Origin of the sequence: Rhodopirellula sp. P2 (assembly GCF_028768465.1) — a bacterium.
Lineage (GTDB): Bacteria > Planctomycetota > Planctomycetia > Pirellulales > Pirellulaceae > Rhodopirellula.
This window is the reverse complement of sequence record NZ_CP118225.1, coordinates 3,956,906-3,981,191: the sequence shown is the minus strand read 5'-3', so window position 1 is coordinate 3,981,191 and position 24,286 is coordinate 3,956,906. Positions and strand designations below refer to the sequence as shown.

20 protein-coding genes, 1 other RNA gene and 1 pseudogene are annotated in these 24,286 nt (G+C 57.0%); 15 read left to right on the top strand and 7 right to left on the bottom strand.

Going from position 1 to position 24,286, the window contains the following annotated elements; genetic code table 11:
* Positions 1-157 precede the first annotated feature (157 nt).
* Together PSR62_RS13970 and ssrA are read left to right on the top strand one after the other, a co-directional pair.
* Positions 158-775: a hypothetical protein gene (locus tag PSR62_RS13970; protein ID WP_274403615.1), complete on the top strand. Its 618-nt coding sequence runs from the start codon at positions 158-160 to the stop codon at positions 773-775.
* Positions 776-931: 156 nt separating this feature from the next.
* Positions 932-1,325, top strand: a transfer-messenger RNA (tmRNA) gene (gene ssrA, locus PSR62_RS13965).
* 979 nt (positions 1,326-2,304) lie between these two features.
* On the opposite strand, the gene PSR62_RS13960 is transcribed toward ssrA, so the two are convergent.
* A complete protein-coding gene (locus tag PSR62_RS13960) occupies positions 2,305-3,537 on the bottom strand; it encodes a putative glycoside hydrolase (RefSeq protein WP_274403614.1) in 1,233 nt (410 codons plus the stop codon).
* A gap of 357 nt (positions 3,538-3,894) precedes the next feature.
* Here PSR62_RS13960 and PSR62_RS13955 point away from each other — a divergent pair, with 357 nt between their 5' ends.
* The gene (locus tag PSR62_RS13955) at positions 3,895-4,350 is read left to right on the top strand and encodes an SDR family NAD(P)-dependent oxidoreductase (protein WP_274403613.1); all 456 of its coding nucleotides are present in this window, start codon (positions 3,895-3,897) and stop codon (positions 4,348-4,350) included.
* Positions 4,351-4,407: 57 nt separating this feature from the next.
* On the opposite strand, the pseudogene PSR62_RS25750 reads toward PSR62_RS13955, so the two are convergent.
* A pseudogene (locus PSR62_RS25750) lies at positions 4,408-4,671 on the bottom strand (MarR family winged helix-turn-helix transcriptional regulator); the annotation flags it as partial.
* A 159-nt stretch (positions 4,672-4,830) separates the two neighbouring features.
* Between PSR62_RS25750 and PSR62_RS13950 the strand changes: the two are divergent.
* The 5 genes from PSR62_RS13950 (at position 4,831) to PSR62_RS13930 (ending at position 11,086) form a co-directional block, all read left to right on the top strand.
* Positions 4,831-5,691, top strand: coding sequence for an SDR family oxidoreductase (locus tag PSR62_RS13950; protein ID WP_338020197.1), 861 nt, complete (start codon positions 4,831-4,833; stop codon positions 5,689-5,691).
* A 118-nt stretch (positions 5,692-5,809) separates the two neighbouring features.
* Positions 5,810-7,183 carry an alkyl/aryl-sulfatase gene (locus PSR62_RS13945; protein ID WP_274403611.1) on the top strand — a complete coding sequence of 458 codons (1,374 nt, stop codon included), beginning with the start codon at positions 5,810-5,812 and terminating at the stop codon, positions 7,181-7,183.
* 1,078 nt (positions 7,184-8,261) lie between these two features.
* Complete coding sequence (locus PSR62_RS13940) at positions 8,262-9,317, top strand: DUF1559 domain-containing protein (RefSeq protein ID WP_274403610.1); 1,056 nt, start codon at positions 8,262-8,264, stop codon at positions 9,315-9,317.
* A complete protein-coding gene (locus PSR62_RS13935; RefSeq protein WP_274403609.1) occupies positions 9,314-9,727 on the top strand; it encodes a hypothetical protein in 414 nt (137 codons plus the stop codon). Before PSR62_RS13940 ends, PSR62_RS13935 begins: the two co-directional genes overlap by 4 nt.
* An 18-nt stretch (positions 9,728-9,745) precedes the next feature.
* Entirely contained in the window at positions 9,746-11,086 is a 1,341-nt protein-coding gene (locus tag PSR62_RS13930; RefSeq protein WP_274403608.1) for a hypothetical protein, read from the top strand.
* Here PSR62_RS13930 and PSR62_RS13925 read toward each other — a convergent pair.
* The 4 genes from PSR62_RS13925 to rho form a co-directional block, all read right to left on the bottom strand.
* The gene (locus PSR62_RS13925) at positions 11,020-11,601 is read right to left on the bottom strand and encodes an SGNH/GDSL hydrolase family protein (protein WP_274403607.1); all 582 of its coding nucleotides are present in this window, start codon (positions 11,599-11,601) and stop codon (positions 11,020-11,022) included. The two genes, PSR62_RS13930 and PSR62_RS13925, sit on opposite strands and share 67 nt — an antisense overlap.
* A 90-nt stretch (positions 11,602-11,691) precedes the next feature.
* On the bottom strand, positions 11,692-13,011 hold the full coding sequence (locus PSR62_RS13920) for an ATP-binding protein (RefSeq protein WP_274403606.1): 1,320 nt from the start codon (positions 13,009-13,011) through the stop codon (positions 11,692-11,694).
* An 85-nt stretch (positions 13,012-13,096) separates the two neighbouring features.
* Positions 13,097-13,564, bottom strand: a complete 468-nt coding sequence (gene ribH / locus PSR62_RS13915; protein ID WP_274403605.1) for a 6,7-dimethyl-8-ribityllumazine synthase — start codon at positions 13,562-13,564, stop codon at positions 13,097-13,099.
* Positions 13,565-13,622: 58 nt separating this feature from the next.
* Entirely contained in the window at positions 13,623-15,041 is a 1,419-nt protein-coding gene (gene rho / locus PSR62_RS13910) for a transcription termination factor Rho (RefSeq protein WP_443217273.1), read from the bottom strand.
* Positions 15,042-16,093: 1,052 nt separating this feature from the next.
* On the opposite strand from rho, the gene PSR62_RS13905 reads away from it, so the two are divergent.
* From PSR62_RS13905 to PSR62_RS13875, 7 genes are all read left to right on the top strand, one after another.
* A complete protein-coding gene (locus tag PSR62_RS13905; protein WP_274408231.1) occupies positions 16,094-17,497 on the top strand; it encodes an ammonium transporter in 1,404 nt (467 codons plus the stop codon).
* A gap of 379 nt (positions 17,498-17,876) precedes the next feature.
* Positions 17,877-18,224: a P-II family nitrogen regulator gene (locus PSR62_RS13900; RefSeq protein WP_007327264.1), complete on the top strand. Its 348-nt coding sequence runs from the start codon at positions 17,877-17,879 to the stop codon at positions 18,222-18,224.
* A gap of 88 nt (positions 18,225-18,312) precedes the next feature.
* A complete protein-coding gene (locus PSR62_RS13895; protein ID WP_274403604.1) occupies positions 18,313-19,170 on the top strand; it encodes a sialate O-acetylesterase in 858 nt (285 codons plus the stop codon).
* A 21-nt stretch (positions 19,171-19,191) separates the two neighbouring features.
* Entirely contained in the window at positions 19,192-20,301 is a 1,110-nt protein-coding gene (locus PSR62_RS13890) for a cellulase family glycosylhydrolase (RefSeq protein WP_274403603.1), read from the top strand.
* Positions 20,302-20,693: 392 nt separating this feature from the next.
* Entirely contained in the window at positions 20,694-21,890 is a 1,197-nt protein-coding gene (locus PSR62_RS13885) for a DUF1559 domain-containing protein (protein ID WP_274403602.1), read from the top strand.
* Positions 21,891-21,971: 81 nt separating this feature from the next.
* Positions 21,972-22,178 carry a hypothetical protein gene (locus PSR62_RS13880; RefSeq protein ID WP_274403601.1) on the top strand — a complete coding sequence of 69 codons (207 nt, stop codon included), beginning with the start codon at positions 21,972-21,974 and terminating at the stop codon, positions 22,176-22,178.
* A gap of 11 nt (positions 22,179-22,189) precedes the next feature.
* Entirely contained in the window at positions 22,190-23,398 is a 1,209-nt protein-coding gene (locus PSR62_RS13875; RefSeq protein WP_274403600.1) for a glycoside hydrolase family 16 protein, read from the top strand.
* Between the two features lie 153 nt (positions 23,399-23,551).
* On the opposite strand, the gene rimI is transcribed toward PSR62_RS13875, so the two are convergent.
* The gene (rimI, locus tag PSR62_RS13870; protein ID WP_102017535.1) at positions 23,552-24,028 is read right to left on the bottom strand and encodes a ribosomal protein S18-alanine N-acetyltransferase; all 477 of its coding nucleotides are present in this window, start codon (positions 24,026-24,028) and stop codon (positions 23,552-23,554) included.
* Positions 24,029-24,286 lie beyond the last annotated feature (258 nt).

Sequence of the window (24,286 nt, the reverse complement as noted above, 5' to 3'; positions counted from 1 at the left end):
CTCAAACGACCGTCTCCAGGAGCGTGTCCAAACGGATTGAGTTGAGGAAATATCCGAAGATTGCTCAAGAAACTTCAGTGGCGGGCCGATTAACTTCCCAGACGATCCAATTTCCGCGACCCGCAGGGTCATTCTTCGCCTGACGAAGCCCCCCACCATGACACGCCTCACCGAACGAAAACTGAGCGGAACGCTGTTTCTCACCTGTGTCGTGGGAGCCCTGTGCGTGCTGTCTGGAGGCTGTGCACCGCTGCGGCTGAGCGCCTTGAAGATGCCCAGCATGAGCCCCCCCAAACTCAGCGAACTGAGTGGCATGGCGGCAGGTGGATCCGATCAAGAATCAAGATTCGACACCGTTGGCTCCGGAGCCACCCTGTCTTCAGGCACCTTCAACGAAGAGGTCTACCAGAAGGTGCGAGAAGCCAAAGCAAACGATTCCATCGTGCTGCAGATCATCGGCGACCGCACGCCAGTGCGAGTCTTGCCGTTGCCGCCCGCATCGGGATCCAATCCACAAGGACAATCCGTTTTCGTCAGCACCTTGCTCAAGCAAACCGGCGTGGACAAACGTTTTGGTCGATTGGAAGCCGTGCTCTATCGGCATTCTTCCGATTCAGTGGAAGGGCTGCGTATGGAAGTCATGTTCGCCGAGCGTGGTGCGGGCGACGTCCGCCCCGAATCCGACTACGCCCTGCGAGCGGGAGACCGGTTGGTCGTCCGAGAGGGCCAATTTGGTGGGCTTTCGTCGTTGGTCGACATGGCCCTGCAGCGCTGAGCAACCAGTCTGAACAGTGGCGCAGTTGAGTTTGCCATTCCACGCCAAGCACCAGCGAGGAAAAGGACTTACGAAAACAACGATCAAAATTCGTCGACAAATCGTGCAGCGAACAGTGAACCAATCGGGTACAATGAACGTCTGATGAAGAAGCAAGGGGGCGACTTGGAATCGACCGGATGTCAAGAAGCGTATGCCTGCGTGTCGTGGTTGATCAGTTGGCCACGTAAAAAGCTGATCAAAAACTTTTAGTTGCAGAAGAAAACTTTGCACTGGCCGCCTAATTACAGGTAGCCCGGACTGATGGGGATCGCCGATGTCGCCTGAATGTCCGTCACAATGTCGGATCGCAACCCGTCTTACTCAAGACGCGGGTCGCTAAACAAGATTTGAGTTAGTGGATTCGGGAGCCTGTCAGGTAGCGCCCGATGAAGCGAAAAGGGGGTGCGTGATTTCGGTTGCGACATCCCTGCAAATAGCTTGACTACACATGTAGACGGCATCGTGGATGCATCGCGGGACGGGAGTTCAATCCTCCCCGCCTCCACTTCAAAAGCCGAGTTGTGAGCAATCGCAACTCGGCTTTTTTCATGGACTGGCAGCAAGTGGGATCGGCTTCCAGGCTGCCATGAATGCGACGTCGAATCGCGAACCGAACGCACATGATCAACCTGGACTGCGGCCACTGGATCCAGCAAGAACAACCAGAGCAAACCAATCAGGCAATCCTAGAATGGCGAACGCAGCAAGATGGCAATCAAGCAGGTGAGCAGAAGCCAGGAGATGAAACCGAACAGACCAGAACAGGCCAAACACGTCTGCAAGTGTCATCGAGTGTGTGAGCCGTTCGGGCGTTCGCGAGGGTGAGGGCCCGAGCATGGGAGGCGCCGTGCACAGGCCTCTCCGGACATCTCACTTTCCACCCACTCCCGTTTCAGCTTGTCAATTGAGCCGTCAACGACATTGGAACGCAGGGAGGATGAGCACTCTCGCCCGTCCGAGTGGTGAATGTCGGCCAAGAGTGGCCAACCGACAACAAAATCGAAACGCCCGTTTGCAACGGGCGGGGGTCTTGGCACTACAAACACGACACTTCAAAGCGGCACCACACACAACCGGGGCAAACGCCCAAACGGCTCACGAGATGCCCCCCAATCATTGCTGCTTGCCTGTTTCAACCAGCCAATCAGCGCCGGTACGCGGCGGAGCGACCGCGATTGACAACGTGTGCGAACCACCTGTCGCCGCTCTGCGGCTTTGTTGCGGTGCGGTCGCACAGGGGACCTCGGGTTGAAACCCGAGGCTGTCGAGTGTCACCGCTCCGCGGTTTGAACGGGGTGCGTTAAAAAATGCTCCAACGCCCATCACCAGACACGATCACCATGCACCTCATTATCGAACCAACCCACCGCCCGTGATCCATTCCCTGTTCAGCGCCTCTTCGATGTACCTCCAACGAACGAAGGATTTGACACGCGTGATTGCCAGCGAGGTGAATCAGTCAAGCGAATGTCTTTGCGACCGTAAGTTCATCTCGCTTCCTTCCAAGTGATCTTTGCGGTTTGCTTTTCGATATCCAGAAAGACGCTCGCTGATTCAAACTCGCGCGTGTAGGTGGTGCCAGCCTTCACCGCAGGTCCCTTGGGCGGCCCCAAGGGCTTGTCGTATTCTGGGAAACGGGTGAGCCACACGGCGCTGTCGTTGTTGTTCACGCTGTATCCATCATGAGGAAGGAAGTAGCTGTACTTTTCAGCGCAGATCAAGAACAGCGCCAAGCAATACTCCAGGCGTGGCTGAATGTTGGCCCCCCGAGCCACTTTCTTGCGACTGTCATCCATTTTGAGCCCTGTGAGCGCCGCGTCGCCCAGGCCAATCGACATCGCAATGACCTTCCCCTGACGTGCGGCTGCCTGAACGGCATCAATCCCTTTCGCCAAATACTCCACCCGTGTCAGGCCATTGGCTTGGCTCTCGATGCCTTCCAAGTAGGATCCGTCAAAGTACCGCATCGTGTCCAAACCAGAATCTGTCAGCCTGGCTCGGATGACATTGGCCAACAGCATCTTGTTGGGTGGAATCCGGTCCTTCAGGTCTTGCATCATCAAGAAGTAACCGTCCGTGACTTCCTGCTTTCGCTCGGCTCCGATTTCCGCACGAAGGAAGGCTGGTTCAAGGGCCTTGATGTTGCCGTCCAAAAAAATCCCGTCGATCTCATCGTGGCTTGCCATTTCCACACAGTGATCGACCCACCATCGACGCACATCAGGATTGGACAGGTCGTAGATTTCCCGAACGCCACGATGCAGCTTTCGGTTGCCGTCTTTGCCCTGCAAGAATGCTCCGGGAATGTCCCTCAACCCGTCGTTGGTCTTGTAGCCGGAATAGTTGCACATGACATTTCGGTAGTACAGAACACACGCGTCCTCATTGACGGACTTGATCGCTTTGGCTGCGGCGAGAGACCCCGCCTCGGTGGAGCCATGGGTCCGGCTTCCTGTGGTCTTCTCCAGGGTGATCAATGGGAATCCGCTCAAGTACTCCAACTCTTCGGGCGTGAAATCAGTCGCCTTTCGAAGGTGCATGTACAAAGGGACTCGCCCCCAACTGAATGGAGGTCGAGGCGCAGCGGTGCTGCCATGGACCGTTCCGCTGCCCTCGTCGGGGGCAGCAAGCGTGTTGTTCACTTCAGCAGCGAAACAACCGGCGAGCCAACACGCGGAGACGACAACCACCACTGGCACGATGCATTGACTTCTTCTCATTCTGGATCTTCCTCTTAAGAGTTTCATCCGTTGTTTTGAATTCTGTCGGAACTCACCGACCACGCACGCTCATCGGTGAAACCGACAACACCAACGTCGCCCCATTCGGAACCGCAGCCTCGTTCCATCGCTAAGCAGTTCGGCAGGAGTCTTTCAGCATTTAGTTTTTTTGGGGGTAGCGTCGTTGCTCCCACGTACAACCGGGGCTAACGCCCAAACGGCTCACTTCGTTGCACCCGATCGCTCCTGCCGACCTGCTTAGGTTCGGAAACGACACTTCCCCTGGGGTCGCGACAGGCGTTCGTGTGAGCAGTTGGCACTATCGTAGCGACTACCGCTTCCGGCGGCGGAATCGGCATGGCAATCGCCAAACGGATCGCAGCGGACGGCGCGACCACCATCATCGACGCTCGCAGCGAAGCGAGCGTTGAAAAAGCGAGCGGTGAAATTCGCAAAGAACTGCCGGACGCAAAACGCGTGAGCCCGGTCGCCGACAACGGTACCACCGATGGGATCGCCAAGACAATCCAAGAGCATCCCCAGGTCGACATCCTGATCAACAACCTCGGAGTCTTTGAAGCGGTTGATTTCTTCGATCTGACGGACAAGCAATGGAACGAAAGCTTTGAGATCAACGCGAATCGCAGTGCGAATTCAGTCACGAATCCAAGATCACCTGGACTCACGCACTCCGTTCGCTTCCATCGCGATCAGATTGTCTTTCATTTGATGCATGACTTTCATTCCGGTCGCCCACTCACCCGCTGTCAGTCCGCCTTGAAGACTGTCTCGGAGCGACTGGAAGTGCGGTAAAAGTTTGTTGATCTGACGCGTTCCCTTCGCACTCGGTGAAATCAAAACCGCGCGTGCGTCCGCCGGATCCGGCTTCCTCCGGACCAGCCCCTTTGCCTGCAGCCCGTCCAGCTGGCGCGTGATTGTGGTCTTGTCCCGCAACATGATCTCCGCGAATTCACCGCGGCGCAGCGGTTGCTCAGACTCGACCAAGACCATCAACAACGCTGATTCCTCAGCGGACAACTGGGATCCGTTTTCTGCCAGCACCGCTTCGATTCGCGAACGAAACAGGTAAGCGAGACGACTGATTAGAAATCCTGGTCGCTCAGGTTTTGACATCCGTTCGCTCATCATTTGACTCACAACTGGTTGACCGGCCACCATTCTGCGGCGGTTGCCTTTCATTTGTGTGCATCATACACTTACCTGCGTGGCCGAACAAGTTTTCGGTCCCCACGCGAAGAGGATGTCAGCCAACCTCAACCGACGAGGAACTCGATCATGAAAGTCGCAATCACTTCCGCCAGCGGCCAGCTGGGTGGCGACATCGCCAAGGCAACCCTCCAAGTCTTGGGAAAAGACAAGGTCATCGGCCTGGCGCGGACACCCAGCAAAGCCAGTTCGCTGGGGATTGAAATTCGCCCCGGCGACTACAACTCGCCCTCCGACCTGGAAAACTCACTTGAAGGCATCCAGCACGTCTTGCTGGTGTCCGGCATGGACGCTCCCGAGAAACGCATCGGACAACATCGCAACGTCATCGAAGCAGCGAAGCGGGCGGGTGTCAGCAAGATTGTTTACACCAGCATTCAGGGTGCTGAAGAAGGCACCGCGTTTTCGCCCGTGGTGCAAAGCAACCGGCAAACCGAAACGGATCTCCGCAACAGTGGGCTGGACTGGGTGATCGGTCGCAATGGCATCTACATCGAGCCCGACGTGGAATACATCGACAACTACAAACAGCGAGGCGAGATTGCGAACTGCGCTGGTGATGAGAAGTGTGGTTACACAACACGCCCTGAGCTGGCCTACGCCTATGCGAGAATGCTGACGGAACCGAAACACAACGGGCAAACGTTCAACCTGCATGGCGAAGCGATCACTCAGCAGCAATTGACGGCCTATCTGAACGACGCATTTGGAACCAACCTGAGCTTCCGGTCCATGTCGGTCCAGGAATATCGCGACGACCGCACGAAGGAGCTGGGTGAATTCCTGGGCAACATCATTGCGGGCATCTACGAGGGGATCCGCAACGGAGCAGCGAACAACGAGAGCCAGTTTGCTCAGGCGGCCGGGCGTGAACACCAAAGCTGGGAATCGTATTTCGATGGCCTGAAGTCGCGATCGATCGCTTGAACAGCAAGTGACGAATTGCCGGTCTGCCGCACGCGGCCCCGTAGGGAATTGGCAACACGCCTCCCTCCGACACTCACCCTCTTTTCCAATCCAACATTCAACGCAAGGACACTCGCAGATGTCGATCGACCTCAAAGCACTGTTGCTGTTGTTTTTTTCCACGCTCGCAACCGGAGTTGTCCAGGGGGACACACAGGTGGATCCAAAGCTCGCCTTGAAGATGCTGAATTCACAGCAGCAGCAATTTCAGAAAGGCGTGGTCCAGGTCACCGACAACGTGTTCACAGCCGTTGGATTCCACGGTGCCAACACGTCGATGATTGTCGGCACGGATGGTGTCATCATCATCGACACCTTGATGGGCCCCTCGAGCGCCAAAGCCGCCTTGCAGGCTTTGCGTGCCCACAGTGACAAACCCGTCAAAGCGATTCTTTACACGCACAGCCATGGCGACCATATCGGCGGTGCCAGTGCGTTTGTCGGCGATGAGATGCCGGACATTTATGGGACTCAAAACTTCGGATCTGCTGAGGGCGCGACCCAAGCAGCTGGACCAGTCAAGCAAAAACGAAACGTGCGTCAGTTCGGCCGAAAGCTCTCGCCGGTGGAGAGCACGAATCGTGGGGTCGCCCCCGCTCTGACGGCAGACGGCGATGGTGGAAAAGGCTTTCTACCGCCCACGATCAAGATTCCGGACAATGGGCTGAAAACGACGATTGCGGACGTCGAGATTGAGATGCACATCGCCCCCGGCGAAACCGACGATGCGATGTTCATCTGGCTGCCCAACGAGAAGGTCTTGTTCTCAGGGGACAACTTCTACAGTTCGTTTCCCAATCTGTACGCGATTCGCGGGACGGCGTATCGAGACGTGCTGAACTGGTCTCAGAGCGTCGCGAAAATGGCTGAGTTTCAACCTCACTGCGTGGTGCCCGGGCACACGATGCCAATCCTGGATGCCGACGCCGCTGTGACCGCACTGACGGATTACAGCCAAGCGATCCGAAGCGTGTATGACCAAACCGTTCGCGGCATCAATGCTGGCAAGAGCCCTGACCAAATCGCTCACGAAGTCGAACTGCACGCCGACCTGAAAGACAAACCGTACCTGATTGAGTTCTATGGATCGGTGCCTCACGCCGTGCGAGCGATCTACTCAGGCTTGCTCGGTTGGTTCGATGGGAACCCCACGACACTCAATCCCTTGGAACCGAAAACCAAAGCTCACAAGATCGCCGAGCTTGCGGGAGGCACGGACCGGCTGACCGAACAAATGCAAGCTGCCTTGGACCAGGGCGACTATCAATGGGCACTGGAACTGTCAGACCACCTGAAATGGCTCGATGACGGCGACCGAAAACTGGCTCGCAAAGTCAAAATCGCAGCCCTGCGAGGGTTGGCCGCCCAGGAATACAACGCCCCCAACCGGAACTATTACTTGAGCTACGCCAACGAGCTTGAATCCGGTGAGTTGAGCGAAATCTGGTTCTAGCCCAATTCGCTCCGACGCGATGCCGCCTCTTTGAAATTGCCGCCTCGTTGGAATTCGCGGCTGATTGCGGGTCCTGGATCTCCTGGGCGCCCTCGCCTCTGCCAAAGCAGTTCAGGTGATTGTTGCTCAGGTTCAGAAAAATTTGGAAAGAGGGCTAAACCAAAGACGCGATGATTGCGTATGCTAGTTCGAAGTCTTTGGTCGGACCTGCATTTCCAATTCAGTGATCTCCCGTTTGGGTGAACAGTGGTTCCGTCGATCCGTCCCTTCACGACTTTCTTGCTCAGCGTCACGCTGTTGCTCGGCCATGCACCGGCTTGGTTGCATGTTGCCACGTGCAACCATGACGTCTGCGGTCACGATCGCTGCGATCACGGACATTCTTCGCACCATGCCCATGAACACGGGCACTGTGACCGCGAAAACGGTCCACTTGGGAATGCGGTTCAACCGCTTGCGCCCAACGCAAGTCACGCACACGATCACTGCTGTCATTCGCATGCTGGCGAGGCAGCGACGCCGATCGCTTCTCCGCAAGACTCGCTTGCGACGTCAAGCGAATACGCCAACGAATCACATTCCCCGCACGATTCTCATTCGTGCTGGATCTGTCAATCGCTCGCGGCTCCAGGTGGCTTGGTCGATCAAAACCAAGCAGCGTTCAGCTGCGAATGGCTTGAGTTCACAGCTTGGCCGACCTGCATCTCGGCGGATGTGGATCCGTCCATCTCTTGGCCACCTCTTCGTGGCCCACCCGTGACTCGAGTCTGAGTCACTGTCACTTCGCTCTTGCTGAATTCGCTTGCGTTCGCGCCGGCGGTACGCGTTGATCGTTTGCTGCCAACCGTTGAATTGGCAATCAATCGTCAACAGCCATCTGCAAGATCGGCACGCCAACCGGCGACGGATGGGCGGGCAAGAAATGATCGTGACTCGAATAGCGATTCGACTTCATCCATTGCCTCGCGTGTGCGTTCGCGGACGAGCGGCGCCCGGTCCGACCAAACCTGTGTCGATCGACGTGCGCGCCACGCGGGGCCTCTACCATCTTTCTGCGCACTCACCCAATCCCAACCTCATGAAATCCATTCCACCTCCAACACGACGCGAACGATCTCGCGACGCGTTCACATTGGTTGAACTGCTGGTGGTCATTGCCATCATCGGCATTTTGATCGCCCTGCTGTTGCCGGCCGTCCAAGCCGCTCGCGAAGCGGCGCGACGCATGTCGTGCAGCAACAACATGAAACAAATCGCGTTGGCGACACACAACTACGAGAGCTCGTTCAAATGCATCCCTGCGATGACGGGATCCAGCAGCTTCTCCGCTCAAGCTCGCGTGCTGCCTTACATCGAACAGGCCGGCCTGAGTGAATTGATCGACTTTGAACAACCGTTGCTGACCGGCCCTCCTTGGGCGTCAAGCTTCAATCCGGCTCTTCGCGAAGCCGTTGAAAAGGTGGTCCCAACGTTCCTCTGCCCCAGCGATGTCGGTGACCCGAAATTCAGCACCACGTTTGCGGACGGAACCAACGGCTATTCCGGCGGCCTGAGCTACATGTTCAGTTACGGCAGCGGAACCGACACCCACTACGACGATCGCTATCGAACCGACGGGATGGTGTGGGAGAACTCCTGGGCCAAATTCCGCGATTGCTTGGACGGCACCAGCCAAACCGTGCTACTAGCCGAAACGGTGATGGGCGATCAAACCAGCGGCCTGACCGAACCCACACCCGCAGGGCCACATCGCCGGATCGCGAACTGGAGTGGCACGTCGGCCAACACCGCCCCCAATCCAGGGTTCGTGGACGGTGGCACGTTGATCCTGAATCCGGATTTAGAAACGGTCTTCCCCGCGAAAATCAGTTCTTACACCGGTAATCGGGGGTCATGCTGGATCCGGGGTGTGCCCTACGCCACCGTGATCAACGGCTACATGACACCAAACTCGTCGATCCCCGATGTGGGCATGCACGGTCGCGGGTTTTATTCCTCGCGGTCCTATCACACCGGCGGTTCGATGCACGCGATGCTGGACGGCAGCGTTCACTTCTTGACCGATTCGATCGACCGAACGCTGTACCACGCCTTGTTTTCACGCGACGGCAAAGAGGTTGTTCAGTGGCCGTGATCACACACGCTGGGGCGCTCCTGCTGGCCGGAGCCGCGATCGCGGTCACCGGCTGCGATGGAACGTCGCCGAAGACGACAACGGCATCCACCACATTCGTGACGGTCGTCTACGACGGCACACCGCTCGCCAATGTGCAGGTGCTACTGAAACAGTCCCCCGGTGGCGCCACGCTCGATCGAGCTGTCACCAATTCACGTGGAGTGGCCCACTTCCACGCATTGCCATCCCCTGAACCGGAGAGCTATGTCGTCGCGATGGAATCGATCAGCGATGGCGGCTGGATGCTGAAGGCTTCCGTGATGGAAAAGCTCTGCGATTCGCTTCGATTGAAACCGTTCTCCGAAACCCCTCAACAAACGATTGAGCTGCCACGACGCGCCGTTCAATCCCTTTCCTCCATTCATTGACTTCCAAAACAATCAACCATGACCATTCGAACATTCATCTTGACCTTGGCGGCGCTCTCCTGGTGCGGCAATTCAAACCTCCACGCGGAAGGACGCACGATCGCCCGTCTCTTTTGGCAAGACCACTCCAGTGCAGCCCTGAAATGGGGCGACCTTCAAAAGACAAAGGCGGGATACTCACTGGAAGAGCGGGCCATTGAAGGCTTCCCCAAACTGGATGTGGACGAGCAGACGCTGGTTCAGATGCAAATCGATGACGGGCTGCTCGTCGTTGGCGTGCGTGACGAAGCAGACGGTGACATCGGCAGTGGTTGGGTTGCGATCGAATCGGGTGCCACCCAAGAGGCACACGGCGATCACTTCCACTGGCGTTTTCCAGCACCGCCCTCGGTGCACTCCCAATTGATCGACGACGGCCAGGGCAACCCAGCTCACCTGTATCGCTACGGACAATCGTTTGTGATGGCAAACGATCAACGCAATGGCTTCACCGTGATGAACGCGAAAAGTGTTCGACAAGCCAAGACGCCCGCGGCCGCAGGGCAGTTCCATGAAGGTGGTGGAGGCCACATCACGCTGGCGGTGGCCGATGGAAAGGTCGCGTACAGCACTTGGATTCACGGCCAAGGTGACGATGCGGGACGAGTCGACGTGGTCGGTTTGGCAGAAAACAAGGGCAAGGGATATCGGCTCGATTGCCCCACAGGCGGCCTGCACGGGGCGACATCTTGCAACGGCAAAGTCTTCTTCGCGCCCGCCGAAGGCATCTGCTGGGTCGAAGCAGACTTGGAAGTTGACGACGCGGCCGATTCTGTGCAAGTCAATCAGCTTGAAATCGGCACGGACTCGGATGGCAACCCTCTCCGCACGGGGGCGTTTGCGACTCTCGGTGACAAGGTCGTCTTCACCAGTGGCAAAGCGGATCAATCATTGCTCTGCTTCATCGATGCCTCGAGCGATCAACCCAAGATCCAATCGATGCCGATGGAACTTGCCAGCGATCAGTCGCTGCGGACACCGATCGTCGGCAAAGGCTCCGGCGGACGACCGCTCGCATTGTGTTTTGCCGAATCGAAAGTGGCCCCTGAAAACGATCAGCTCTACGTGGTGGAACTGGATCCCGACGGCAATGGAGATTTCTCCGACGCCAAAGCGGGTGCACCGATCGCGGTGGGACCGAGCCAGATCGAAGGTCACTTCGGCCATCACGACGCCGTCTTCCTGCCGCGAGGACGCCAGATCGCGATCACCAACCCCGGCGACGCGAGCCTCTGGGTGATCTCGCTGACCGATCAATCCGTCCAAGCCAAATTCGATTGCGAAGGGATGCCAACGAGCCTGGCGTCGATCTCCGACTGAGACGAATGCCAACGACCAAGCGACGTCAGAGCGGAGGCATTTCGGTGACTCAGTTCTGGCGTGCCTTCGTCCAATGAATCAAACACATCCGCATCGAATGGTTCGATTTCCGTCTCGATGATGCGTTCATGGTCCAGCGAAGTGGACCCGGAAACCGCGACGTTGGAAACGCTCAGATTCGGCAGGACCGCGGACAAATGCTTGCCTCGCATGTCCGGCCATTCGTCCTTTGGATTCTGGCGCAAGCGTTCGAAGTAAGAATGTGATTTCGAGTTCGCCCCCAGGCCTCGCGTGACGCTGTCGCCGATCCCGAGCAGATGCACTCGGCGCTCAGTCCAAGCGGATTCGAACGGTTCAATCGAAATCCGTGGACCGGCTGGTCCCTCTCCGACGGGACGTCGAAGTTTGAATTCCAAGTACGCCGGGACACCGATGAAAACGATCAACGCGGCGAGAAACAAGAGTCGCCTGCGGAAGTTTGCTGGTCTGCTGGTCGAGGGCAACTGGGTGCTCATGTTTTTGCCTCAGAAAGGGATGACCAGATCGCGGACTGCAAAGAACGTCGCCGCAGCGATTCCTTCGCTCCGCTTTCATTTTAACCGCGATCAACGGTCTTCGGTTCGAGCTGGCACCGAGTGATGAGGAGGCATCGGCAGCAAACTTTGTGGCAGTTCGATTTGAAACGCAGCTCCACCCAGTGGGCTGTCGTCCACTGTGACAGCGCCTCCCAGTCGCCGGCAGATGCGTCGCACGAGGGCGAGCCCCAATCCCGTTCCAGGTTGCGAGTCCCCCGACAGGCGATGAAAGGGCTCGAAGATGAACCGCCGATCCGCTGCAGGGACTCCAGGCCCGTCGTCTTCGACCAGAAACCGAACGCGATTGGATTGGCCGGTGATGGTCACGCGAACCTGTGAGTTGGCGTACTTGCCCGCGTTGCCAACCAGGTTGCCGAGGGCTCGAACCAAACCGGCTTCGTACGTCACCAAATCAATGGCTTCCGAACCGGTGGGCGAGTCGAAGCGGATGTTGGGATGCAAGGGAGCGTGTTGCCCAATCGCGTCCACGGCGATTGCTTGCGCGGAAACCCGTTCGCGAGGTGCAACTTGCGATTGCTCGTCTGTGCGTGTGTAGTGGAGCAGTTCAGCGACCAAGTCATCAAGTTTGTCGGTCGCATCGTCGATCGAATCAATTCGCTGATTGCGTTTCTCTTCGCTGTCGGCGGACCGCACCAGTTCGGTTGCAAATTTGATCCGAGCGAGTGGCGTTCGAAACTCGTGTGAGACCGCTTGCAGCAACTCCTTCTGCGACTGCAGCAGTGACTCCACACGTTCGGCCATCGTGTTGAACGCCCCTACAATCGGCAGGCTGCGACGACGGCCTGTGTCTTTGATCCGAGCGGAAAAGTCACCTTCCGCGATCGCCAGCGCCGTCTGCTCGACGCTGCGAAACTGCCGAGCAATGGGTCGCATCAAGATCGCAATGGCCATCGCGACCAACCCAAAGACGCTTCCCAACCCCAGCAGGATGTCACTGCGGCGTGGACCAGCGAACCGAGGCAGCGGTCCCAACTCGACCAGCCATTGTGTTTTGGGAAGCGCCACTTCCATGCTCTCGCCAAACAGCACCGCCTCGCCAGCATCGAGTCGCTGCAAGAGAGTCGATGAGATCCGTCGCTCGGAGCGATCGACCACGTGGACCGGGTACGCGAAACGAGCTTGAATGCTGGCAACGGTCTCATCCAGATGGTCCATGCCACCGGCGACAATCTCGTCGCGAGCGAGCAGCGCCCCACCACTGAGCGCACTTTCGATGACCGAAATGTTCTGAGCTTCCGTCGTGCCGCGGAACACGTACGCTTGAATCACCCAAGCGATGAACAAGATCAGCAGCACGCCACAATAGAACTGGATGAACAATCGAGTCATGTGCGGCTCCGGTTGCGGCGGAAGAATCCCTTCCTTGCGAACGCGGTTTGGTCCCCTTCGCAAAGCGTCGACTCAGTCACAAATCCTAACGCATTTTGGTTTGCAAACGCAGCATTTCCAACATCGCATCAGCGGCTTCGTGCCCCTTGTTGCCCACCGTCCCACCGCTGCGCTGGATGGCTTGCTCGACCGTGTTGCAAGTCAACAACCCAAACCCAATCGGACGACCGGATCGCACTGACTGTTCCATCAGAGTGTCACTGACGGCGCGGTTGATGTGTTCATCATGAGTGGTTTCGCCTTTGATCACGCACCCCAGGGTGATGGCACCGATCACATCGGCATGCTGGAACGCTTGCTCCACCGCCCAGCACAATTCCCAGGCTCCTGGCACACGGATCAACCAATGCTTGTCCGCCGGAATTCCAGCGTCGGTGAGCGATTGCAAGGCCGCTTGGACCATCGAATCGCAGATGTTGGCGTTGTACCGACTGGCGATGATCGCGACGCGTCCGCTGGGCAGGTTTCCTGTGGTTCCATCAATGGAGGGCATTCGAATTCTCGAAGAAGAATTGGAGGTGAGAAAGTTGGTCAGTGGGAGAGTGAAGCCCTCAATCCTGAGGCTGAACACTCATCAGAAACTCGGCGTTGTTCTGGGTCTTCCGCATGCGTTTGATCAGTTCCGTCATGGAATCGACCGGCGAATGATCCGCTAACTCGCGTCGCAAAGTTTCGATCCGGCGGTGCTCTTCTTGATCCAGCAACATTTCTTCGCGTCGTGTGCCGCTGCGTGTCAGATCAATGGCTGGCCAAACTCGTCGAGCCACCAAGTCTTGGTCCAGAACGATTTCCAAGTTGCCGGTGCCTTTGAATTCTTCAAAGATCACATCGTCCATGCGGCTGCCCGTGTCGACCAAGGCGGTCGCCAAGATCGTGAGCGAGCCTCCTTCTTCGACTTTTCGAGCCGACCCAAAGAAGGACTTTGGTTTTTGCATGGCTCCCGCGTCCAGGCCACCCGTCAAGAGTTTGCCGGTCGCTGATTCACTGTCACTGTTGTAAGCCCGCGCCAATCGCGTGATTGAATCCAGGAAGATGACCACATCGGTTCCCGACTCCACCATTCGCTTGGCTTTTTCAACAACCATCTGAGCGACTTGAATGTGTCGCGCCGGAGGTTCATCAAACGTGCTGCTGATCACTTCACACTGCGGCGAAGTGATCTCGCGTTCCATGTCTGTGACTTCCTCGGGCCGCTCATCGATCAGCAGCACAACGACATACGCGTCCGGGTAATTGTTCAGTACACCGCGAGCCAAACTCTGCATCAACATGGTTTTGCCAGCGCGTGGCGGGCTGACGATCAATCCGCGTTGGCCAAATCCAATCGGCGTGAACAGGTCGACCACCCGTGTGCTCAGTTCTTGTGCGTCATACTCAGTGACAATTCGCACCCGCGGGTGCAACGGAGTCAAATCGTCAAACGGTTTCTGACGCTGACGCTGCATCGGATCGGCGTGATTGATCGCTTCAATCCGAAGGAGCGCGAAGTAACGCTCGTTTTCCTTGGGCGGACGAATTTGTCCAGCAACGTGCGATCCCGTGTGCAGACCAAACCGTCGAATCTGGCTGGGCGAGACATAAATGTCATCGGGACAGGAAAGGTAGTGGTACTGCGCGCTTCGCAAGAACCCGAACCCGTCGGGGAGGATTTCCAGCGTGCCTTCGCCGTACATCAAACCGTTGGCGCTCATCCGCGCCTTCAGCAGGCGAAAGACAAGATCTTGCCGCGGCAAAGCTGCGATCTCTTGCAAGCCTTCCGTTTCGGCCAGAGCCAGCAACTCATCGTGATCAAGCTTCTGCAAATCGTTGATATTCAACGCTTGCTTCGAGGATTGATCCTTCGCGGGAATGCCAACTCGACCGCCCGCGCGTGTCACTTCACTGACAATCTCTTCGGGCAACGAGAGCGGATCGCGTTCCGCATCGAGCTCGCGAACGCGTTTATCGACGTCTTTGTCTGGGTGGCGCATGCGTCGGTTGCTACGGCGACCATTGCGCGCCGGGCCCGGCGTGGAGGAAGGTTCCATGAGGAAAGAACCGATTCGGTGGGATGAAAAGAGAGGAGTACGGACGAGAGTCGTCCGGGTGGGGGGAGTGACGCCAGATGACCGACGTCACACCAAATAGTTTAAACGAATGCATGCCCCCTGTCAGGCGTAATTATGAGGGGGCTGTGAAGACGGCGTCACAAACTCCGCAGGGATCGGGTTTCGGTTGCTTCTGCACCTTAGGCGGTCTGGCGCATCCCTCACCCCGTTCGCTCCGTTTGTTTTCGTTCAAATACAGGACGACCGAACCAACGAGGTGGTTCGATCCGTCACGGCTGACCAGACGCCGTGTCCCCTCCTTCGTGAACGCCTGAACGACGTCACGCGACCTCCCCAAACTTCGTTGGTCTTGTGGCTGTTCAGTCTCGTATCGACCGGCATTGGTTCATCCCACTCCCTCCGGGAGGATCAAGCAAAGCGAGGGGAGCGGAGTGGGCCCCGCTTTGGCGAGAAACAGCAGAGCTGCGATTTGCCCTCCCTCCGCCGGCGAATCAACCTGCCTCTTTTTTACGCGTCTCCCCAGCATGAATGCCTGCGTATTAGGCACGGAAAGTTTTGGCACGCGGCCCAACCGAAAGCACCAATCTTTTCGCAAAGTTTTAAGTCACTTCTGACAAACGCCTTACACCACATTTCAATTTACCTTCCTTGCGTTTGGCCCGGAGTGTGCCAATAGCCATCGTCCGAAAAGAAGTGCTTCCCAAAAGGACAACGCACGACTCACGAGCGATTCAGGATGGCCCGGGCAGGAGTTGGACGGTGGACGGCGGTGCAGCACTTGGTTCGAAACGATTCGACACGGTGAATGAATCACTTTGGCAATGGGTGCCAAAGGCAACGTGTCGTGTCACACCAATCTGTCTTACGAGAAGGAAGACCACATGAGTTCGATCTCAGCATTTACGACACACGAGCTTGGCGGTGAACGGACTGGGTTCCGCTTCGCCATGCTCACTATGGCTCTCCTTGTGGGGATGATGGGGATCGGCGGTTCACTCGCGTCGGTAGCTTCGGCTCAGGAAGAGCCCTCGGCTGCAATGGAAACTGCAGAGGTCGCCGACGCGGGTGACGCTGATTCAGAGGAACCCGCAGCGGATGCGGGAGTCGGGTACGCCTTCGACAATGGCTTCCTGTTTCTCTGTGCCGTCTTGGTTCTGTTCATGCAAGCTGGCTTCGCGATGGTCGAAGTCGGGCTGAACTCCTCCAAGAACACAATCAACATCCTTTCCAAGAACTTGATGGATTTGTCCGTTGGGGCACTCCTGTTCTTCTTCGTCGGCTTCGGGATCATGTATCCGGGCAGCTATGGCGATGTCACAAACGGTTTCTTCGCCTTTGGTGGCACAGGGATCTACGAATCGAGTCCCGACCAAACATTCTCGCCACAAGTCGACTGGTTCTTCCAAGCCGTCTTCGCTGCAACCGCCGCAACGATCGTTTCCGGTGCTGTTGCTGGCCGAATGAAATTCAACGCTTACTTGGTTTACAGTGCCCTCCTGACTGGATTGATCTACCCGATCAGCGGCTTCTGGAAATGGGGCGGCGGATGGTTGATGCAGTTCGGCGAACAAGCCGCTGACGGCAGCTTCGCAATGGGCTTCCAAGACTTCGCTGGTTCGGCAGTGGTTCACGCAGTCGGTGGTTTCGCCGGCCTCGCTGGTGCGATTTTCCTCGGCCCTCGCCTGGGTCGCTACACCGCTGAAGGCAAGAGCGTTCCCTTGCCAGGTCACAACGTTGCTTTCGCTGCTCTGGGTGTGTTCATCCTGTGGGTGGGGTGGTACGGATTCAACCCGGGTAGCCAACTGGCTTTCCAATCGTCAGCTGACATTGACGCAACCGTCTTCATCGCTGTGAACACCACCCTCGCCGCAGCCGCTGGCGTGATTGTTGCAACCGCTGTTTCCTGGGGCCTGTTCGGCAAACCTGACCTGACCATGGGCCTGAACGGTGCACTGGGCGGATTGGTTGGCATCACGGCTTGCTGTGACGCGATGAGCAACACGATGTCAATCGTTGTCGGTGGTGTTGCCGGTGCCTTGGTTGTGCTGAGCATCATCGTCTTGGACAAAGCCAAAATCGACGATCCCGTCGGTGCTTTCCCTGTCCACGGTGTCTGTGGTGTTTGGGGCTGCATGGCTCTCGGCATCCTGCCAAACGCTCACCTCGAATCTGGCTCGACCAGCTTCATGATTCAACTGATCGGAACCGCTTCGATCTGTGCCTGGGCCTTCATCACCATGTCGGTCGTCTTCGGAGTTCTCAAAGCGATGGGCATGCTGCGAGTTTCGCCACAAGAAGAACAAGCTGGTTTGGATATCAGCGAACACGGTATGCACGCTTATCCATCGGACGCCGTCGCTGGCGGATCGGTGATCTAGTTCTACCCACCGCAGTGATGTCGCCGAATGTGCCGTTACCACACTCGGCGGCGTCGCAGCGCGGTGCCTTTGAACTTCTCGGCTCTTGCCTGGGCCAGAAGAAGCCCCAATGATCCGCGACAGGTGTCCGCCTCACCTGTTGCGGGTCGGGGTCTTTTTTTTTGCGCTGCCAGCGATTCATCGCCCCAGACGTGGCAAACCGTCAATCACCGGGTCTACGCGAAAAACTGGCGATCGACTAAATTCTTGGTTGGCCCTCGACGCCACCAGCTTTCGGTCAGCGATCAGGAGCGGACCTGAACGCCGAAAGGGCAACCTCCTTGCCCGCTCGAATAGCTCGCTCGATTTGCCTGCTCGCAACTTCAGACTTGCACCGTCCATGAAATTGATCATCGCAATCGTTCAACCCTCCAAATTGGATGCCATCAAAGAGGCATTGACCCGAGTGGAGGTGCACCGCCTGACGGTGGTGGATTGCCAAGGGTTTGGCCGCCAACGGGGCCAAACAGGCTCCATGCGTGGCCGCGACTACGGCGTCAGCTTGCTCCGAAAAGTGCAATTGCAAATTGGCGTGAACGAAGAGTTCGTGCAGCCCACCATCGACGCCATTCTGGAAGGCGGCCGCAGCGGTGAGAGCGGCGAAATTGGCGATGGGAAGATCTTCGTCCTGCCCATGGACGACTGCGTCCGAATTCGGACGGGTGAACGTGGTGGAGAAGCGATCTAGCCCCCGCCCGCAACAGGCCACTGCCTGACATTCGATCCACCTGCCGCCAACAATGGTATCATCGCAGTTTCATTCCAAAGGAACTGCAATGCACCCCACTTGGCGTCACTTCTTCTCAGCTTCGATCTGCCTGCTTTTGACCTCTGGACCGACCGCATTCGGCGCCGGTCATGCCTCGGACGACACTGGCAGCGAAGTCGAATCCGCGTCCGAAACGCCTCCCCCCACCAACCTGCATCTGTTTCTGCTTGCGGGCCAGTCCAACATGGCGGGACGCGGAAAGATCGAAGAGCAAGACCTTCAGCCTCACCCGCGTGTCCTCATGCTGAACAAAGAGGGCCACTTTGTACCTGCAGTAGCTCCGGTCCACTTTGATAAACCCGGCATCGCGGGGGTTGGGCTGGGACGCACCTTTGCGATCGAGTACGCCAACGCTCATCCGGAGGCAACCGTTGGCTTGATCCCGACCGCCGCGGGCGGTTCGTCACTGGAAGCCTGGCAGCCCAATGGCTTTCACGCCCAGACCAAATCGCATCCCTATGACGATTGCCTGCAAAGGATGCAGCAAGCGATGCAGGCAGGCGAACTGAAAGGGATTCTTTGGCACCAAGGCGAGTCCGATTCCTCCCCAGAGCGAGCCCAGGACTATCAAGCCGAACTCGATGATTTGTTCCTACGCTTTCGTCGCGAGTTCCATTCTCCCGACGTTCCAATCTTGGTGGGGCAGTTGGGTCAATTCCCCGAACGTCCCTGGAACGAATTTCGCAAATTGGTCGACCAAGCTCACCGGACCCTGCCCGAACGGATGACGAACACAGCCTTTGTCGTTTCAGACGATTTGACGCACAAAGGGGATCAAGTTCATTTTTCAGCTGAGGCGTATCGCGAATTTGGGCGACGCTATTACCGAGCGTTTCAGACGCTGGAACAATCAACCCGCGAGTGATCGCAACTGGGAGAACGGATCATGTTGAGAGCGTGTTTTGCCTTCGTGCTGATTCCATTTTCGATGCTGGTGAGCCAGGCCGCGGAGCCCTTGCCGGCGATCCGAGTCAGCCCGGACGGGCAATCGTTCATTCAAGCCGGTTCAGATCAGCCCTTTGTGGTCTGGGGAGTGAACTACGATCATGATCAATCAGGACGCCTGCTCGATGAGTACTGGATCGAAGAGTGGGACAGAGTCGCCGAAGACTTTGGCGAGATTCAACAACTCGGTGCCAACTGCGTTCGGATTCACCTGCAACTCGGCCTGTGGATGGAATCACCCGAGCAGGTGTCTCAATCGCAGGTTGACCAACTCAAGCGACTGATCGAACTGGCCGAGTCCAAACGCTTGTACCTCGATCTCACCGGGTTGGCGTGTTACCACAAAGCCAACATTCCGGGCTGGCTGAATGAACTCAACGAGGCGGAACGCTGGAAGGTCCAGGCCCGATTTTGGTCGTCGGTTGCGAAGACGTGCGCCGGAAGCCCGGCGATCTTTTGCTACGACCTGATGAACGAACCGATCCTGCCAGGCGAGTCCCCCGAGACGGATTGGTTGGCCGGCGAACTGGGCGGCAAGTTCTTTGTGCAACGACTGGCACTCGACCGAAAGGGAAGAAGCCGCGAAGAGATCGCGGAAGCCTGGGTCAACCAAATGGTCGACGCGATTCGCGAACACGATTCAGAAACCATGGTGACCGTCGGTGTGATCCCCTGGGTGTTCGTCTTTGGTGGTGGAAAGCCGCTCTTCTATTCGCCCGTCATTGGCAAGCGACTGGACTTTACCTCGGTTCATTTCTATCCCGAAAAAGGAAAGATTGACCACGCCTTGAAATCACTGCAGGCCTACGAAGTCGGAAAGCCCTTGGTCGTTGAAGAGATGTTCCCAATGAAATGTGGAATCGACGAGCTGACGACTTTCGTCCTGCAGTCTGAAACTCATGTCGATGGTTGGATCAGCTTCTACTGGGGCGGAACAGCGAAAGAGCTTCGCGAGAAAGAAGACGCGGGAATTGCGGAGGCCATCACCGCGAAATGGCTGGACGCATTTCAAGAGCTTTCAGCTGAAATACGAGTTGCTCCAAACCGCTGAATCAAACTGTCCCCGATTCGTTCACGCAATACCTGGACGGCACTTCTTAGGAACGGTCGGAAACTGACTGTCAGGTGCCCTTTGCCCGAACGCCGCCAGGGATGCTTCTCACAAAAGGCACCTGACACTTCTCACCTGGGGTTGCTTATTGACCTGATTCTTCGCTTTCTGCCGGCCACGATCAGCGCTTAGAAATGCCTTTCTAAACGCTTGCATGGCAACTTGAAGGCACACCCTTGCTCGCTGCGGGACCGATCAACGCCGCTCTACAAATGTTCATCTACGAGAGGGGTTTTCAGGCGTCCGACGCAAACTAATATCGCTTGGCTTTTCGAACGATCTCATCCCGGCGTTCATTTCCAGCAGCTTTTAGCGTCACCGGACCACTGACCATGCCGTCGAAAAAGAAACCGAAACAAGGCTTCACCCTCGTTGAACTACTGGTGGTGATTGCAATCATCGGCGTGCTCGTGGGGCTTCTGTTGCCCGCCGTGCAAGCCGCCAGAGAAGCCGCTCGGCGAATGAGTTGCAGCAACAACTTCAAGCAGATTGGGTTGGCCATGCACAACTACCACTCAGCTTACAATCGGCTGCCTGCCCAGGGAGCAGGAACATACGATTCGCTCAACTCGGGGCCAGCAGCATGGTGGTCCAGCAGTGAGGTTGCCAACAACCTCCGGCTGAGCATGCTCGTTGGCTTGCTGCCATTCATGGAACAGCAAGCGATGTGGGACGCCATCAGTCGCCCGAACGGCCGGAATGCCGACAAGTCAACGCGGACGCCCCCTTGGCCAGCAATGGGCCCTTCGCCAACGCGTCTCGACTATGGCCCATGGGTGACAGAGATGCCGACCTTCCGTTGCCCAAGCGATCCGGGTTCGGGACTCCCTGCGTTTGGGCGCACCAACTACGCGGCGTCTTTCGGCGACAGCGTTTACAACGTTCACGAGGGTGGACTGAACGACTACCTGCAACCTGATTCCGTTCGCTCGGAAGAAACCCGAGCGTCGGCTCGTGGCTTCTTTGTGATGCACAAGAACATGGCGTTCCGCGACATCCTGGACGGCCTGTCCAACACGATTGCGGCGGGTGAAATCGCAACCGACTTAGGCGATGACGACAAGCGAACGATCGCGGTCGACCAAGCTTCCTGGATTGCCGGCCCGTCCAAAAATCCGGAGTGGTGCGCGATCCAATTGCCCAACTGGATCGATCCGGAACGGCCTCAATTCTGGGGACCAGCAGCCGACCCGCGCGTTGCAGTCACCGACGGTCGCGGATTTCGATGGGCCGATGCGTACCAAAACTTCAGTGCCTGCAACACGGCGCTGGCCCCCAACCGCGAACTCTGCACCACCGACACGGCATCGCTGCTGACCTCGTTCCCAACCTCCAGCCGCCACCAAGGCGGTGTGCATGTGCTGATGGGAGACGGAGCGGTGAAATTCATCACCGATTCCATCGAAGCCGGGAACTCGGGAGCAGAACCAATCTGGCGATGGAACTCGCCCGGTGCCCCGAGCCCCTACGGATTGTGGGGTGCACTGGGAACGCGTTCGTCCAAAGAAGTGATCAACGGCGAATTCTGATGCCATCGCAAAGGCGATTGACACCTCTCACGACAGCCCAATGCAATCATACAACGCCACTTCCTCCGTCCGAACATCACGATGAAAAACCTCCTTTTCGCGTTCAACACACTTTTCATCGGCTCATGCATTTTGTGCCTGACAGGCTGCGACTCTGGCGAAGCCCACAGTGTGATTGAGGATGCCAGCGAGACGGAACTTGCCGAAATGCAAGCTATGATTGACCAAAGCGAGCAAGCGACTCAGCAGTCGTCGGCCGACGCGACCAAACAACCTTCGAACAGATAGTGAGCCTCCAAATGTGCAGTCGACCAACTGGCGTGATTGCCCTCGCCCTCTCACTGCTAACCCCTGTGATCGCGGACGATTTGCCGAAGATCAATGATCAACGTGCACACGAACGCTTTGAGTTTCGTCTCACATACGACGTTGATTTTTCAGAGCCGGAAGCATTGGATCCCCAAACAGGGTTCCTCCGCCGAGAAGACATGGCGGTCAGCAACAATGCCGGCCAACATCGCCAGGGACCGGGACGGCGGCACGCGGCCTGGTACGACAAACACCATGACCAAACGGCCTCGATTGAAGATGGCGTTTTGATCCAACGAGGCTTCGTCGCCGATTCAGACATCGAAGGTTTTGTGAGCCGTGACGCCGGCGAATCGCCACGCAATTTTGCATACCTTGACCCAGACCCCAACGATGCCGCCCGCGGCGAAGTCAACTTTGCCGACTTTGAGATCCACACTTCCTGGTTCGATACCTTTGCACTGAAAAGCATGAACGGCAAACAAGTGCCGGTCGAACGAACCGATCAACAGGTCCCCAAAGATCAATTTTGGGGGCAACCAGGAAAGACGGACACAGCCTCCCCCAACGTTACCTTTGAGCCAGGGACATTCTTTGAAATCGAGGTGAACTTCGAAGGCATGGAAGCCCTTGCTCACCGCCATTCGTTTTGGCTGATGCCGGCCTCGGAACAAAGCGGAGCGTACGACGACGATCCGAGCAACGGACTTGAGATTGACATCTACGAACACGAGATGGTCGTTGAAAAAGATTCGCCAGAGGCCGAATCCCGCAACAACATTTTGCTCATGAAGTGCATCGGTGGAAAAACGAATCCACCATCCACCTTCAACGAACTTCGTGAAGACGGCAAGACATCGATCGACGTCCCGGGGATCAATCAAGGCTGGCACAAAATCGGGCTGCTCTGGACCGAGCAGGCTTTGATCTGGTTTGTCGACGGCCAAGCAGTTGTCCGCGACTCCAAATTGGTCCCAACAGTACCGATGTACCTGATCGTCTCACGAGAAGCGAACACCGGAGCAGGCCAATCCAGCGACCACCAGAACCTTCGAGCCGAGGGGGAACAAATCCCGGTCGACGCAGGACTGTATGGCAGGAACGTCGCCACTCCCCAAAACCGAGACCTGATCAAACAAGGCCGCGATGAGGTCCGGGTAAGAAGCGTCCGAGCATGGACCATCCAACCGCGTCTTTGAAGTCACTCCATCGCAACTGAACGCTTGAGACCATCGCCACAGTTGCCACCTGAAATCATCAAGCGGCACTGAAAAACACGGCGATCAAAAACGGCGTTGAACATGGAGTGCAACGCCCTGCGTGTCAGGTCATGAAATGACCTGCGGCTGGATTCAGCCGGCCATCCGTGTGATGCGATTGTGAGGGGCAGCCAATTCTTCCGCGGTGGGCTGATAGCGGAACTGCATCAAGTAGGCATCTTCCGTCGCATCGTCATAGAAATCTCGCAGCACCGAAATGGCCTTGAAACCCAACGACTTGAAGAACAACTGAGCTTCCAAGTTCGTCTCGCGAACTTCCAGCATGATGCGATTGCGACGTTCCTGGGACAACTTGCCCAGCAACTTTCGCATCATCGTGTTGCCGATGCCGTGACGTCGGTAGTCACTGTGAACAGCGAAGTTCAAGATATGCAACCGATTCTTGTGCAGTTCATAGATCATGAAACCCGCCACACGCTCGTCGCATTCTGCCACCATGCCAATGCAGTTGCGTTGGCGAAGGCAGCGGATGAAATCATCCTCCGACCAAGCGAACTCAAAGCAGTTGGATTCAATCCCCAAGACATCCGGCATATCGCGTCGAATCATCCAACGGATATGCGCGGTTTGTCCGGTCAAAGCTGGGCCAATTTTCTGCGTGTTTTCCACGTCGGACTCCCTTCCGGTTCTGTGAAGATCGCATCGCCGTTTGCGGGGGCCTTCCTGGCTCTCCGGCGATGAGAGGGAAATTAGCAGAACCCTTTGATCGCACCAAGATGAAATCCCCATCCGAATTCCCCTCTGCCAACTGGCAATTCAGGGACTTTGCGAAAGCTCACAGGCAACTTGGGCAACGTCGATTCGCCT

Excerpts from the sequence above, each read along its gene's own strand:
- rho (WP_443217273.1), bottom strand. The coding sequence starts at position 15,041 with ATGCGCCACCCAGACAAAGACGTCGATAAACGCGTTCGCGAGCTCGAT.
- PSR62_RS13970 (WP_274403615.1), top strand. The coding sequence starts at position 158 with ATGACACGCCTCACCGAACGAAAACTGAGCGGAACGCTGTTTCTCACC.
- PSR62_RS13940 (WP_274403610.1), top strand. The coding sequence starts at position 8,262 with ATGAAATCCATTCCACCTCCAACACGACGCGAACGATCTCGCGACGCG.
- PSR62_RS13875 (WP_274403600.1), top strand. The coding sequence starts at position 22,190 with ATGTGCAGTCGACCAACTGGCGTGATTGCCCTCGCCCTCTCACTGCTA.
- ribH (WP_274403605.1), bottom strand. The coding sequence starts at position 13,564 with ATGCCCTCCATTGATGGAACCACAGGAAACCTGCCCAGCGGACGCGTC.
- rimI (WP_102017535.1), bottom strand. The coding sequence starts at position 24,028 with ATGATTCGACGCGATATGCCGGATGTCTTGGGGATTGAATCCAACTGC.
- PSR62_RS13895 (WP_274403604.1), top strand. The coding sequence starts at position 18,313 with ATGCACCCCACTTGGCGTCACTTCTTCTCAGCTTCGATCTGCCTGCTT.
- PSR62_RS13920 (WP_274403606.1), bottom strand. The coding sequence starts at position 13,011 with ATGACTCGATTGTTCATCCAGTTCTATTGTGGCGTGCTGCTGATCTTG.
- PSR62_RS13945 (WP_274403611.1), top strand. The coding sequence starts at position 5,810 with ATGTCGATCGACCTCAAAGCACTGTTGCTGTTGTTTTTTTCCACGCTC.
- PSR62_RS13900 (WP_007327264.1), top strand. The coding sequence starts at position 17,877 with ATGAAATTGATCATCGCAATCGTTCAACCCTCCAAATTGGATGCCATC.
- PSR62_RS13960 (WP_274403614.1), bottom strand. The coding sequence starts at position 3,537 with ATGAGAAGAAGTCAATGCATCGTGCCAGTGGTGGTTGTCGTCTCCGCG.
- PSR62_RS13930 (WP_274403608.1), top strand. The coding sequence starts at position 9,746 with ATGACCATTCGAACATTCATCTTGACCTTGGCGGCGCTCTCCTGGTGC.
- PSR62_RS13880 (WP_274403601.1), top strand. The coding sequence starts at position 21,972 with ATGAAAAACCTCCTTTTCGCGTTCAACACACTTTTCATCGGCTCATGC.
- PSR62_RS13890 (WP_274403603.1), top strand. The coding sequence starts at position 19,192 with ATGTTGAGAGCGTGTTTTGCCTTCGTGCTGATTCCATTTTCGATGCTG.
- PSR62_RS13955 (WP_274403613.1), top strand. The coding sequence starts at position 3,895 with ATGGCAATCGCCAAACGGATCGCAGCGGACGGCGCGACCACCATCATC.
- PSR62_RS13885 (WP_274403602.1), top strand. The coding sequence starts at position 20,694 with ATGCCGTCGAAAAAGAAACCGAAACAAGGCTTCACCCTCGTTGAACTA.
- PSR62_RS13925 (WP_274403607.1), bottom strand. The coding sequence starts at position 11,601 with ATGAGCACCCAGTTGCCCTCGACCAGCAGACCAGCAAACTTCCGCAGG.
- PSR62_RS13905 (WP_274408231.1), top strand. The coding sequence starts at position 16,094 with ATGATGGGGATCGGCGGTTCACTCGCGTCGGTAGCTTCGGCTCAGGAA.